This window comes from Mycolicibacter minnesotensis, assembly GCF_010731755.1.
Classification (GTDB): domain Bacteria; phylum Actinomycetota; class Actinomycetes; order Mycobacteriales; family Mycobacteriaceae; genus Mycobacterium; species Mycobacterium minnesotense.
Genome location: NZ_AP022589.1, coordinates 2244044 through 2257365, shown reverse-complemented (window position 1 = coordinate 2257365; position 13322 = coordinate 2244044). Strand labels below are relative to the sequence as shown.

Below are 13322 nucleotides of genomic sequence, written 5' to 3'. Positions count from 1 at the left end.
AGAGGAAGAAACATGACTGATGTCGTGACCGAGCCGCAGGTGACCACCGGGCCCATCCCCTACAGCGAGAAGGTCTACCGCGAAATCGAGGCGCCCGGTGGCGTCGTGATGAAGGTGCCATTCCGGCGGATCAACCTGACCACCGGTGAGCACTTCGACGTCTACGACACCTCCGGCCCGTACACCGAGACCAATGCCGACATCGACCTGCATCGCGGCTTGCCGCCGCGCCCAGGTGTGGTGCGGGATCGGGGCACCCAGTTGCAGCGCGCCCAGGCCGGTGAGATCACCGCCGAGATGGCCTTCATCGCCGCCCGCGAGGGGGTTCCTGCCGAACTGGTCCGCGACGAGGTCGCGCGTGGGCGGGCGGTGATCCCGGCCAACCACAACCATCCCGAGCTGGAGCCGATGATCATCGGCAAGGCGTTCAAGGTGAAGATCAACGCCAATATCGGCAACTCCGCCGTCACCAGCTCGATCGCCGAAGAGGTGGACAAGCTGGTGTGGGCCACCCGCTGGGGCGCCGACAACGTGATGGACCTGTCCACCGGCAAGGACATTCACGAGACCCGGGAGTGGATTCTGCGCAACTCCCCGGTGCCGATCGGTACGGTGCCGATCTACCAGGCGCTGGAGAAGGTCAACGGCGACCCGACCAAACTGACCTGGGAGCTGTACCGAGACACCGTGATCGAGCAGTGCGAGCAGGGCGTGGACTACATGACCGTGCACGCCGGGGTGCTGTTGCGCTATGTGCCACTGACTGCCAAGCGGGTCACCGGCATCGTGTCTCGCGGCGGTTCGATCATGGCGGCGTGGTGCCTGTCGCGGCATCAGGAATCGTTCCTCTACACCCACTTCGAGGAACTGGCCGACATTCTGGCCAGCTACGACGTCACGTTCTCCCTCGGCGACGGTCTGCGGCCCGGTTCGATCGCCGACGCCAACGACGAGGCGCAGTTCGCCGAACTGCGCACCCTGGGTGAGCTGACCAAGATCGCCAAATCGCGTGGCGCACAGGTGATGATCGAAGGCCCGGGGCACGTCCCGATGCACAAGATCGTCGAGAACGTCCGGCTGGAGGAGGAATGGTGCGACGAGGCGCCGTTCTACACCCTGGGGCCGCTGGCAACCGACATCGCACCGGCCTACGACCACATCACCTCGGCGATCGGCGCGGCCATCATCGCCCAGGCCGGGACCGCGATGCTGTGCTACGTGACCCCCAAGGAGCACCTGGGACTGCCGGATCGCAAGGACGTCAAGGACGGCGTGATCGCCTATCGGATCGCCGCGCACTCCGCCGACCTGGCCAAGGGACATCCGGGCGCTCAGGACCGCGATAACGCACTGTCCAAGGCCCGCTTCGAGTTTCGGTGGTACGACCAGTTCGCGTTGTCCCTGGATCCGGACACGGCGCGTGAATACCACGACGAGACGCTGCCGGCCGAGCCGGCCAAGTCCGCGCACTTCTGCTCGATGTGCGGACCGAAGTTCTGCTCGATGCGGATCAGCCACGACGTGCGCGACTACGCCAGTGAGCACGGGTTGCAGACCCAGGACGACATAGACGCCGCCATCGCCAAAGGCATGGATGAGAAGTCGGCCGAGTTCGCCGATCACGGCAACCGGGTGTACCTGCCCATCACCACCTAGTGGAGTTCCTGCCGCTATCCCCGCCGGCGACCACTCCGGTGCGGATACTCACCGTTGCCGGATCGGATTCCGGCGGCGGCGCCGGCATTCAGGCGGACATGCGCACCAGCGCAATGCTCGGGGTGCACGCGTGCGTCGCGGTGACTGCAGTGACCGTGCAGAACACACTGGGAGTGAAGAGCTTTCACGAGGTTCCTGCCAGCACCGTCGCCGCCCAGATCGTGGCGGTGGTGTCTGACATCGGAATCCAGGCCGCCAAGACCGGGATGCTGGCGTCGGCTGAGATCATCACCGCTGTGGCCGCCACCTGGCGGGAACTCGGGCTGACCGTTCCGTTGGTGGTCGACCCGGTGTCGGCTTCCATGCATGGTGATGCCCTGCTGGCGTCGTCGGCGCTGGATGCGCTGCGCGACAGCCTGTTCCCGCTCGCGACCCTGGTGACGCCGAACCTGCACGAGGTGCGGTTGCTGGTCGGGATCGACGTCGTTGACGCCGCATCACAGCGGGCTGCCGCCCGTGCACTGCACGCGTTGGGACCTCAGTGGGTGTTGGTTAAAGGCGGGCACCTCCCGTCCACCCAACACAGTCCAGACCTGCTGTTCGACGGCGACGATTTTCTGGAGTTCCCAGGGCCGAGGGTGTCCACCGCCGACGACCACGGCGCCGGTGACACGCTCGCGGCGGCGACGGCGGCGGCACTGGCCCAGGGTTTCTCCGTTCCGGACGCAGTGGGTTTCGCCAAGCGCTGGGTCACCGAGTGCCTGCGGGCCGCCTACCCCCTGGGCCACGGACACGGCCCGGTCTCACCACTGTTCCGGCTGGGAGCGAACCGCTCGTGATCAGCCAAGACCTGTTGGAGATAGCCGGAATCGCCCACCTGCCTGAGAGCACACCGGCGGGGGTGGTGCTGCTGGCCCACGGCGCCGGAGGTGATCGGGACTCGCCGATGCTGCAACGGCTGTGTCAGGAGTGGTCACGCCGCGGCTACCTGGCGATCCGCTACAACCTGCCGTTCCGGCGACGCCGCCCCAAGGGCCCGCCGTCGGGGTCGGGCACCGGCGACCGCGACGGCATCACCGAGGCGATCGGGTATGTCCGCGGCCTGGCCGACGGCCCGCTGATCGTCGGAGGGCATTCCTACGGCGGCCGACAGACCTCGATGGTGGTGGCCGCCGGAGGTGTTGCCGTCGACCTGCTGACGTTGTTCTCCTATCCGCTGCATCCCCCGGGGAAACCCGAGCGCACCCGAACCGAGCATCTGCCAACGATCGGGGTGCCGACGGTGTTCACCCACGGAGGCTCGGACAGCTTCGGCACCGGCGCCGAGATTCGCGCCGCCGCCGCACTGATTCCCGCCCCGCATGAGGTCGTCGAGATTCCCGGTGCCCGCCACGATCTGGCGTCGAAGACCCTGGACGTGCCCACGCTGGCGGTGGATGCGGCGCTGCGCCTGCTGGGCTGAACCCGCCAGGTCAGGGCAGCACGACGACGCTGGCCGCGTAGCTCAATCCCGACCCGTAGCCCAGTAGCAGGGCCAGATCACCGGACTTGGCGGTGCCGGCCGTCAGCAGTTGCTCCATCGCCAGCGGGATGGAGGCTGCGGAGGTGTTGCCGCTGTGCTCGATGTCGTTGGCGATGACGACGTCGGGGCGCAACTCAAGGCTCTTGGCGATCAGGGCGTTGATCCGGGCATTGGCCTGGTGGGGAATGAAGACATCGATGTCGTGGGCTTCCAGACCCGCCGCCGCGATGGCACGTTTCCCGACGCCGCTCATTTCGTATGCTGCCCAACGGAATACCGTGCTTCCGTCCATCCGGAGGAAAGGGCGCTGGCCGTCCGGCAGCTCGGTGTAGCTGATCCAGTCGATGTCCTGACGGATCGCGTCACAGTACTGGCCGTCGGTGCCCCAGACCGTCGCGCCGATACCGTGCGCCGGCGTCTCCCCGACCACGACCGCCCCGGCTCCGTCACCGAAGATGAAGCAATTCGAGCGATCGGTCATGTCGATCGTCGGGGAGAGCACCTCAGAACCGATCACCAACGCGGTGTTGACGGTGCGGCCGCGGAGCAGATCGGCCGCCACTGACAGGGCATAGCCGAATCCCGCGCACCCGGTGGCCACATCGAACGCCGGCACCCCTGGCGCGCCGAGACCGACCGCGACGGTGGGCGCACACGAGGGGGTCTGGCGGAAGTTGGTACTGGTAGCCACGATCACCGCATCCACTGCGGCGCCGTCGATCCCGGCATGCGCCAGCGCGTTGCGGCCTGCCTCGATGGCCAGGCCCGTCACGGTGTCGGCCTCCCCGGCGAATCGTCGGGTCTTGATCCCGGTGCGCGAAAAGATCCACTCGTCGGAGGAGTCGATGTGCTGGCAGATCTCATCGTTGGTGACCACACGCGGCGGGCGAGCGGCGCCTACGCCGAGCAGGCCGACCGGACGGTTTGTCGCGGCATGGCGAATCTTGCTCAAGTAGGTGTCTCTCCGTGGTTGGACAACAGCTGGCCGAAGCGTCTCACCCTAGCGTCTCGGCAGCCCCGGGGGTACGGCCTCAGCGGTCGTAGTCGTCCTCATCCGAGGGCAACCCCTGGTGTTGTTCGATCACATCGGCGATGTCGGCGTTGTCGCCGGGAGTGATCTCGGCGCCCGGAGCCTCCTCGTCGGCCCGCACCACCGGGACCGCCTGCTCGGCGAGATCGGCATCGCTGGCTTCGGCATCACGGCTGGTCATGACTCTCCTCCCGAAGTCGTGAGCGGTGTGGACCTCCCATTGTCTCCGATCGCCGTGGCCGCACGGTTGCTTCGCTGGTTACTGGTGGGTCAGGTACCTTAATTTTCATGGGTATGGAGCAGTTCGACGTCGTCATCGTGGGTGCTGGCTTCGGCGGCATGGGCGCGGCCATCGAGCTGAAGAAGCTCGGCTACGACGACATCGTGCTGCTGGAGCGGGAAGACAATCTCGGCGGAACGTGGCACGTCAATCACTATCCCGGCCTGGCCGTCGACATCCCGTCGACCACCTACGCGTACTGGTTCGAGCCGAATCCCCGCTGGTCGCGGATGTTCGCTCCCGGCGAGGAGATCAAACAGTACGCCGAGCACGTCGCCGATAAGTATGACGTGCGCCGCCACATGCGCTTCAACACCACCGTGGACAGCGCGCGCTGGGATGAAGAGGCCCAGCGCTGGCAGGTGAGCCTGTCCGACGGCCAGACGCTGAGCGCCCGATTCCTGATCACCGCCACCGGCTTCTTGTCCCAGCCACGCAACCCCGACATCGCCGGGATCGACAGTTTTGCCGGCAAGGTCGTGCACACCGCCGCCTGGGACCACGACTACGACTTCACCGGCCGCCGGGTCGGCCAGATCGGCACCGGCGCGACCGCTGTGCAGCTGATTCCGCAGCTGGCCAAGACCGTCGCCGACCTGACCGTGTTTCAGCGCACCGCGATCTGGGTGGCACCCAAGATCGATTTCCGTATCCCGGCGTGGCTGCAGAAACTGTTCGCGCGGGTTCCGTTCGCCCAGCGGGGGATGCGTTTCATCAGCGACTACCTGCTTGAGTTCATGACGGTGACGGCGGTGTTGAACTATCCCGCTTTCCGGCGGCTGTCGATCGCCGGGATGGACGCGTGCAAGATGCACCGGTTCGCCCAGGTCCGGGACAAAGAACTCCGGGCCAAACTGACCCCGAACTATGACATCGGCTGCAAGCGGCCCAGCTGGTCCAACGACTACTACCGCAGCTTCACCAAGCCGCATGTACACCTGGAGACCACCGGCATCGAGCGGATCGAGCCGGATGGCATCGTCACCGTCGACGGCCGCAAGACTGTCATCGACACCCTGGTGCTGGCCACCGGGTATGACCTCTGGGAGGCCAACTTCCCGGCGATCGAGATCGTCGGCAGGGACGGACGCAACCTCGGTAAGTGGTGGCGGGAGACCCGTTTCCAGGCCTACCAGGGCCTGTCGGTTCCGTATTTCCCGAACTTCCTGAGCCTGGCCAGCCCCTACGGGTTCTCCGGCCTGTCGTTCTTTAACACCATGGAATACCAGATGCGGCACATGGGCCGGCTGTTCGGCGAGTTGCAGCGCCGCAACGCGACGACGTTCGAGGTCACCGAGGCCGCCAACACCAGGTTCCTGGACGCCATGACCAAGCGGCTGGACAACACGGTGTTCTACGCCGGGGACTGCACGACGTCACGGTCCTACTACTACAACCCCAGTGGCGAAGCGACCCTGCTGCGGCCCACCACGGTGCGCAATGCGGTGCGAGACGGCTCGCATTTCCCGCTGGAGGACTACGAAATCGCCTGAGCCAGGCGGTTCAGCGAGGCTCGACGCAGGAGAGGCGAAGCTGGGAACGCCTCAAAAACCCCGCGGTTCAGCGAGGCTCGACGCAGGAGAGGCGAAGCTGGGAACGCCTCAAAAACCTTGCGGTTCGGCCAGGCTCGCCCCAGGCGAGGTCTCTCAGTTCTCCTCGATACCGGCGAACACGATGGACTCCATCAGCCTGCGCAGGCAGGCCTGCGCGTAACCCGGGCCTCCGGCAAGAAAACCCTGACCCGGTATCTCTCCACCGCGGGCCAGCCGACCCAGGTCGTCCACGAGTGCGGCCAGTGCGTGCACCAGGAACTTCGCGTGCATCGCATCCAGACCCGGACGAATGTCTATCAGCGGTCGAGCCCAGGTCTCGATGAAGGCCCGCTCCGAGTCGCGGAGCAGTTCACGCTCCGCGGGCGCCAGATTCACCCGCTCCGTGTCATAGACCGACGCCAGCTCGGGGTTGGCGAACACCGTGGCCACATAGGCCTCGATCAACCGGCGCAGCGCCTCGTCGGGCTCGGCGAAGACACCGGCGATCGCCGCCATCTCCCCGGCTATCCGGTCCACGGCGCGCTGCAGACCCGTCGTCAGGATGTCGCTCTTGCTGGAGAAGTAGCGGTAGACCCCGGATGCCGGAACGCCCACGGCGTCAGCGATCTCGGTGACGCCGGTCTCGGCATAGCCCTGCTTGCCGAACAGCAGGACCGCTGCGTTCAGCAGTGCCTCATAGGGACCGGCATCGGGGGTGAATATCCGCCACACCGTCGGCCGGGTGACGCCGATGTCATCAGCACCTGGAAGTTGCGCCGAGGCCACGGAGCGCGCCGCGGTCATGAGCAACGGCTTGATCTCATCGTCGGGGAGCTGCAGGCGGTGGCCGATGATGCTGCCGGCGACGCTGACCAGCGCCACTGTCAGTGTCCACTGCTCCAAGGAGTTCAGTTCCGGACGCAGGACGCTGATCGGCCGCTTCAAGCGCGCACCGACCGTCTCCATGTGCATCATGAGCCGGGCGTGGTCCTCAGGCTCAAGGTAACGCGCCTGCCAACGGAACAACCCGCTGGCCTCGCGGTTGAGAATCGACGACGTGATGAGACCGTCGACGATCCGATCCAGCACCGCCGAGGCGTCCTGTTGCACGTCGGCATCGGACAGCTCGTCGACGAACGAACTGGAGTCGACCAATTGCTGGCCCAGCGAACCGACGACGACCTTGAACATCTCGTACTTGCTGGGATAGTGCCGGTACAGCGCCGGCGCAGAGATTCCGACCTTGGAGGCAATAGCCTCCATGCTGGTCGCGTGGTAGCCCTGAGAACTGAACGTCTCCGCTGCGGCACGGGTGATCTGCGCCTTGCGGTCCTTAGGTCGCCTCTTTATGCGGGCACCAGCGCGTCCGCCTGGGTCGTTCGTGGCACCAAGCGTGGTCACCACCCCCCCCCGATCAACTCAGGCCAGCTCTGTCACGTGCACAGCATTATTAACACAGCCGGGTGAACCGGCTACACCGGCCTGGGCATACAAACCCCTCGCCGGTCAACGTCTAAGGTCCCAGCGCCACCCGGTGACGCCTGTCGCGTTCGGGCACTCCGTTGGGCCCGCCGATGGACTGTGCATAGTTTGCCACGGTGAACGCGACCGCGGCTCCGGTCAATGCCAGCGCATGCTGACTGATGTGTTCGACCGTGTCGCCGGGACCACGGTAGTTCGGGTCGAACGCCGCGCCGGCTTTGCCACCCCACAACCGGGCCTGGGCGGTGGTCTTGAGCTGCGACGCGCCGGTGGTGATGCCCCCGATGGGCACCCCGGCCACCACGAAGGGGCTGTAGTCGGTGTTACTGCTCAGCGGCATGTCGGCGGGCCGCACCCCCACCAGATTGAGGTAGCCGGCCAGCGTGCGCTCGATGCCTGCCGAGCCCACCGGGACATCATCGGGGGCGATGTCGCGGCTGGGCAGTGCGGACTGGTCCCCGTCGTAGGTGAAGAACCCGGAATTCGGGGAGGCAAGCATATCGAAGTTGAGGTACAGGGCGATGTCGTTGAGCTGGTCGCGGTCGAGCCCGAAGACGTAGTCACTGGAACCGCCCAGCTGTTGTTCCTCAGCGCCCCAGAACGCGAACCGCACCGCGTTGGTCACCGCCGGTTCGGGGCCCAACTGCAGCGCGGTCTCCAATACCGCGGCCACTCCGGAACCGTTGTCGTTGATTCCCGGCCCGCCCGGCGCGCTGTCCAGGTGCGCTCCGACCATCACCACGTCATGCTCGGAGCCGGTTCTGGTCTGCGCCACGACATTGCGGGAAGTGACTTTGACGGTGTTGGCGTCAAGCACCAGCCGGACCGTCCCGGTGGTGCGGCGAAGCGCGTTGTCGCCGTCGCGCCCGACCACCGCCACCGGCATCGTGAGTTGGTCGTAGTACTCGGGCGGAAACAGCCCCGCCGGGGCACCACTACGGCTCGGCAGGCTCACCACCACCACAGCCGCTGCGCCGCGCTCGGCGGCGACGTTCTGCTTGACCACGACCGAACAACCAGCATCGCTGACCACCGCGATGCCCCCGCGGGGCACGGTGGGTGGATAGTCAGCCGCCGCGCAGCCTGATGACCGGGTGGGCCGGACAACCGGGCCGGTGACGCCACGGGCCGGTGTGCGTACCAGCAGTGACGCCTGATCCACCCCGTATCCCACCCCACCGACGGTCAGGGTGGGCTTGCCCTGCGAGCGGGTGTCTAGCCGGGTGAGCTCCGGAGTCTGCACCTCGAAGCCCCTGTCTCGCAGGGTGTTGGCCACGTAGTCGGCGCTGGCGTCGAACCCCGCCGTCCCATCGGCCCGATTCCGTTGGTGTGCGTCGGCGATCTCCTGCAGCCGCTGCAGATGCGTCACCATCGCCGCGACAGTGACCTGGCCGGCCAGCCGATTCGACAGCGGAGGTGCCGCAGGCTCCGGCGAGCAGCCGGCCAGCACGCCGACGGCGACCAGCAGGGCTCCCGCCGGATGGATCACGGTTGGGTGAGCACGTGACGGGTGCGGTCGTCTCGCACCGGAACTCCATTGCGGCCGCTGAGGTCCTGGGCGTAGAACCCGACGGAGTAGGGCACCCCGCCGCCGTTGATCGCCAGCTCGTCACGATCGATGTTTGCCACGGTGTCGCCCTTTTGGTGATAGTTCGGGTCGAACGGCTCATCAGCGGTACCGCCCCACAGCTTGGCCTCCTCGTCCGACTTCTTCACCTCCGCGCCGGAGAACAACCCGCCAGAAGGGATGCCGGCCTGGGTGAAGCCGTCATAGTCAGACCGCCCGTCGAACGAGGTGTCACGTGCCTCTTTACCGGCGGACTTGAGGTAGGCGACCATGGTCCGCTCGATACCGGCCGAACCCTCCGGCACCACCGGCTGGCCCCGCTTGTCCGCCGGCAGGGATTGGTCGCCGTCATAGGTGAAGTAGCCCGGATTCGGCGAACCGAGCATGTCGAAGTTCATATACATGGCGATGTTCTTGAGTTGCTCGACATCGAGGGACTCGACGTACTTGCGCGAACCGATCAGTCCAAGCTCCTCGGCACCCCAGAAGCCGAACCGCACCGCGTTGTTCACCTGCGGCGATTCCCCCAACTGCAGGGCGGTCTCCAGCACTGCGGCGACACCGGAGCCGTTGTCGTTGATGCCCGGTCCCTCCGGGACACTGTCCAAGTGGGCGCCGATCATGACCACGTTGTCGGCCGCCCCGGTCTTGGTCTGGGCGATGATGTTGCGGGACGGGATGTCATCGGTGTGGGCGTCGAGCTTGAGCGTGAGCGGCCCGTGCCCCTCGCGCAGCATCGCACCGTCAGCCTTGGTCACGCTCACCACCGGAACCGTGACGTCGGTCTGCTCGCCCAGGGTGCCGCCCATCTTCGGCTCGTCGACACTGTCGGCGACCACCAGCGCCACCGCACCCAGCCCGACGGCGACGGCCATCTTCTCCTTGAACGGACAAGTGCCGCGATCGACCAGCACCACCGCGTCCTTGACCGTCAGCCCGTCATAGTCTTCGGCGCTACAGCCCGGGCTGTCGTCGGCGGGAGCGGCCACCAGGGGACCGGTGATGCCCTCGGGCGCCGTACCGAGGCTGTACATCAGGGCCCGAGCCTCAACAGTCTTGTCGCCGAGGTGCACCGATCCCGGCTCGGACTTGAACACCCGGGCGATGAACTCGGGGGTCTCGACGTCGAAGCCGTGCTCACGCAAGGCGCCGGCAACATACTCGACGCTGGCGTCGTAACCCGGAGTTCCGATAGCACGTGTGCCGTTGTTGGCGTCGGCAATCTCCTGCAACTTCTGCAGGTGGGTCATCATGGCGTCGACGGTGACCTTGTCGCGCAGGCTGTTGGCGAACTCCACGACCGCGGCCGGATCCACTCCGTGCTCGGCGTTTTCCGTGGTGCGGCTGCAGCCGGCGCTGAACAGCGCACCGACCAGCGCGACGCCGAGGACGGGGATCAACTTCGACTTGTATTCCACCGCGACCACGTTAGTAGGTGTGCAGCGGATACGAGGTCAGGCCCGGCCGCCGCAGCTCATGGCGACCAACCCGGCGACCGCGGCCATACCAGCGGCGTTGGGATGAAAGGGCCACGGCCGCCAGGGCAACGGCAGCCCCGGGCCCACCGTCCAGGGTTGCGCCGACCACGGGTGGTGCTCGCGACTGGCCACACCGGCACGGACCAGTTCACAGCCGGTGGTGGCGGCCGCCGCCGCGGTGCACCGCTGTAACCCGTCGGCGACGTGGCGAGCCAGGTGCACCACGTCCTCCGGCAATCGCCCGGCCCGTTCGCCGGCCGGCGGCAGCAGGGTCAGGTAGTCGACGAATATCACCCGAGCGCGCGGTGATCGGCTCCGCACCGCGGCGCCGACCGCCTGCAGCGCAGGTTCGACTTCGCTCAGCGCCTGCTCGCGCAGGCCCGGATCGAGCAGCTCGGCGACCGCCGGGAGCCGCCGGAACAGCCCGGGCAGAGTCGCGCCCATCAACAACGGCACGTAACCGACGTCGTTGCCACCGATGGTGATGGTGACCAGGGTTTCCGAGCCGTCGAGCGTCTCGATCTGTGGGGGCACGCCGAGTTGACGCTCGCTCAGCAGATGGGCGGTGGTGGCACCGGAGAACGTGACGTCGACCAGATCGAGCCCCAGCGCGTGGGCGACCAGGCGCGGGTAGTTACGCGCCGAGCGGCCCGCCACCCGGGGAGCGCCCGCAGCCAGCGGCCGAATTCCGGGGCCGGCCGCCATGGAACTTCCCAGTGCGACATAGCGATTCACTATCGGCGACCTCCGAAAATCACAAGGCGGGGCTGGATGCTTGCGCCCAGAACCGCTTGGGGATACGCCCGGCGCGGCGCGCAAGATACCCCGCAGTGACAGCGGCCGCCATAGCTGCCGCCATCGCCGGCGGGTCGGCAGCGCGGGTAACCGCGGTGGCCAGCAGCACTGCGTCGCAACCCAATTCCATCGCCAACGCGGCGTCGCTGGCCGTACCGATCCCGGCGTCGAGCACCACCGGAACCCCGGCGGCGGCGACGATCATCTCGATACTGTGCGGGTTGGCGATGCCCAGGCCGGTGCCGATCGGCGAACCCAGCGGCATCACGGCCGCGCATCCGACGTCCTCAAGCTGCCGGGCCAGCACCGGGTCGTCGTTGGTGTAGGGCAGCACCACAAAGCCGTCATCGACCAATCGTTCAGCGGCACGCACTAATTCGATTCCATCGGGCAGCAGGGTGCGTTCGTCGCCGATCACCTCCAGCTTGACCCATTCGGTACCGAGCGCCTCGCGCGCGAGCTGGGCGGTCAGTACCGCTTCGGCGGCACTGCGGCAACCAGCCGTGTTGGGCAGCGGGGTGATTCCCAACCGGCTCAGCAGATCCAGCATGCCGGTGCCACCTTCGGCGTCGACCCGGCGCATGGCCACTGTGGTGAGCTCGGTACCGGATGCCACCAGCGCCTCTTCCAGCGCGGTCAGGCTTTGCGCCCCACCGGTTCCCATGATGAGCCGGGAACTGAACTCCCGCCCCGCTATGGTCAGCTTCGCGTCCTCAACCACCTTGCACCGCCGTCACGACATCGAGACAGGCTCCCTCGGACAGCGGGGTTTCCCACAGCGATTTCGGCAGTAGCGCTTGATCCACCGCCACTGCGATACCGCGATCGGGATAACCCAGCGATGCCAGCAGCGTCGCGACCGTAGTCGCTTCCGCCACGTCCACCTGCTTCTGGTTGACATTGATGATCATTGCTGGACTCCAACCGGAAGTAGTTCGGAAACAACCCGTTCGGCGGTCCACGGCGCCAGTAGGAACCCATTGCGACCGTGGCCGGCAGCGACAAAGGTACGTTCGTCGAGACGGTGCACCAGCGGCAGGTTGTCGGGCGTCATCGGCCGCAGCCCCGCGGCACATTCGGCCAGCTCATACTCCCCCAGTGCCGGAACCAGCGTGCAGGCGTCGTCGAGCAGGTCGCGCACCCCCGAGACCGCCGGCGCGGTGTCGCGGCCGTGCTCGTACTGGGTCGCCCCCACCACCACGCCGTCGGGACGCGGCACCAGGTAGACCGCGCGGCCATGGACGCGGGCTCGGATCACCCGCTGCGGTGGGGGCAGGCAGCCCTTGCGCCAGCGCAGCCGCAGCACCTCCCCCTTGACCGGCCGGATCGGCAGGCCGGGCCAGAGTGCGGGGGCGTCGATGCCGTTGGCGATCACCACGGCGTCGGCGGCGGCCACCTCGGCGAGATCACGCACCGGCGGGGCCCACGTCACGCCGAGTTCCTCGCAGGAGTCCACCAGGGCGGTGACCACCGCGCGGTTGTCGACCGCCAGCTCGGTGGGAGCCCGGAATCCGTGCCGCACATTGCCGGCCAGCAGGGGTTCGATGTCGCGAGCGGCGGACTCCCAGATCACCGGGTGGCCCTGCGCGGACAGCCAGTCGGCGACGGTACGCAGATCGGCGACGTCAGCCCGGTCAGCGGCCACCACCAGCGATTCGCGCGCGGTGACAACCTGGGCCGGCAGGCGAACGAGGAAGTCGTGCCACAACTCCAGCGAACGCAGTCCCAGTCGCAACTGCCGCTCTTCGCCGGGCCATCCCTCACTGTGCGGGGCCAGCATTCCTCCGGCCACCCAGGAGGCGCCGTACTGGGTGGTGCGGTGGACTCGCACCGTCCACCCGGCCCGAGCGGCCTGCCGAGCCACCGACAGCCCGATCACGCCGCCGCCGATCACGGCCAGCGAACCGAGCGAGGGTCCGGGCATGCGCTGCTCCCTTCCACCTGCTCGCGTGTCAACACACCAAGCTAGCCGCTAGCGTC

The 13322-nt window shown here is 67.1% G+C and carries 13 protein-coding genes; 4 read left to right on the top strand and 9 right to left on the bottom strand.

Features of this window, described 5'->3' with window-relative positions; translation table 11 throughout:
- Positions 1 to 12: 12 nt before the first annotated feature.
- From thiC to G6N09_RS10450, 3 genes are read left to right on the top strand one after another with little or no spacing between them, the layout of a single operon-like run.
- Positions 13 to 1656, top strand: a complete 1644-nt coding sequence (gene thiC / locus G6N09_RS10460; RefSeq protein ID WP_083022611.1) for a phosphomethylpyrimidine synthase ThiC — start codon at positions 13 to 15, stop codon at positions 1654 to 1656.
- Complete coding sequence (thiD, locus tag G6N09_RS10455) at positions 1656 to 2495, top strand: bifunctional hydroxymethylpyrimidine kinase/phosphomethylpyrimidine kinase (protein ID WP_083022610.1); 840 nt, start codon at positions 1656 to 1658, stop codon at positions 2493 to 2495. The genes thiC and thiD overlap by 1 nt, the downstream gene beginning before the upstream one ends.
- On the top strand, positions 2495 to 3118 hold the full coding sequence (locus tag G6N09_RS10450) for an alpha/beta hydrolase family protein (RefSeq protein WP_083022797.1): 624 nt from the start codon (positions 2495 to 2497) through the stop codon (positions 3116 to 3118). The genes thiD and G6N09_RS10450 overlap by 1 nt, the downstream gene beginning before the upstream one ends.
- 10 nt (positions 3119 to 3128) lie before the next feature.
- On the opposite strand, the gene G6N09_RS10445 is transcribed toward G6N09_RS10450, so the two are convergent.
- The gene (locus G6N09_RS10445; protein WP_083022609.1) at positions 3129 to 4130 is read right to left on the bottom strand and encodes a beta-ketoacyl-ACP synthase III; all 1002 of its coding nucleotides are present in this window, start codon (positions 4128 to 4130) and stop codon (positions 3129 to 3131) included.
- A gap of 79 nt (positions 4131 to 4209) precedes the next feature.
- Positions 4210 to 4389: a hypothetical protein gene (locus tag G6N09_RS10440; protein ID WP_083022608.1), complete on the bottom strand. Its 180-nt coding sequence runs from the start codon at positions 4387 to 4389 to the stop codon at positions 4210 to 4212.
- Between the two features lie 107 nt (positions 4390 to 4496).
- Here G6N09_RS10440 and G6N09_RS10435 point away from each other — a divergent pair, with 107 nt between their 5' ends.
- Positions 4497 to 5981 (top strand): flavin-containing monooxygenase, encoded by a 1485-nt coding sequence (locus tag G6N09_RS10435; protein WP_083022607.1) that lies wholly within the window; start codon positions 4497 to 4499, stop codon positions 5979 to 5981.
- Positions 5982 to 6134: 153 nt separating this feature from the next.
- On the opposite strand, the gene G6N09_RS10430 is transcribed toward G6N09_RS10435, so the two are convergent.
- From G6N09_RS10430 to thiO, 7 genes are all read right to left on the bottom strand, one after another.
- The gene (locus tag G6N09_RS10430) at positions 6135 to 7283 is read right to left on the bottom strand and encodes a TetR/AcrR family transcriptional regulator (RefSeq protein ID WP_179959825.1); all 1149 of its coding nucleotides are present in this window, start codon (positions 7281 to 7283) and stop codon (positions 6135 to 6137) included.
- A 250-nt stretch (positions 7284 to 7533) separates the two neighbouring features.
- Positions 7534 to 8991: a M28 family peptidase gene (locus G6N09_RS10425; protein ID WP_083022604.1), complete on the bottom strand. Its 1458-nt coding sequence runs from the start codon at positions 8989 to 8991 to the stop codon at positions 7534 to 7536.
- On the bottom strand, positions 8988 to 10433 hold the full coding sequence (locus tag G6N09_RS10420; RefSeq protein ID WP_407662690.1) for a M28 family metallopeptidase: 1446 nt from the start codon (positions 10431 to 10433) through the stop codon (positions 8988 to 8990). The genes G6N09_RS10425 and G6N09_RS10420 overlap by 4 nt, the downstream gene beginning before the upstream one ends.
- 90 nt (positions 10434 to 10523) lie before the next feature.
- The gene (locus tag G6N09_RS10415; RefSeq protein WP_083022602.1) at positions 10524 to 11282 is read right to left on the bottom strand and encodes an SGNH/GDSL hydrolase family protein; all 759 of its coding nucleotides are present in this window, start codon (positions 11280 to 11282) and stop codon (positions 10524 to 10526) included.
- A gap of 19 nt (positions 11283 to 11301) precedes the next feature.
- A complete protein-coding gene (gene thiG, locus G6N09_RS10410; protein ID WP_234806900.1) occupies positions 11302 to 12006 on the bottom strand; it encodes a thiazole synthase in 705 nt (234 codons plus the stop codon).
- A gap of 49 nt (positions 12007 to 12055) precedes the next feature.
- Positions 12056 to 12253: a sulfur carrier protein ThiS gene (gene thiS, locus G6N09_RS10405; protein WP_083022600.1), complete on the bottom strand. Its 198-nt coding sequence runs from the start codon at positions 12251 to 12253 to the stop codon at positions 12056 to 12058.
- On the bottom strand, positions 12250 to 13266 hold the full coding sequence (gene thiO / locus G6N09_RS10400; RefSeq protein WP_083022599.1) for a glycine oxidase ThiO: 1017 nt from the start codon (positions 13264 to 13266) through the stop codon (positions 12250 to 12252). The genes thiS and thiO overlap by 4 nt, the downstream gene beginning before the upstream one ends.
- Positions 13267 to 13322 lie beyond the last annotated feature (56 nt).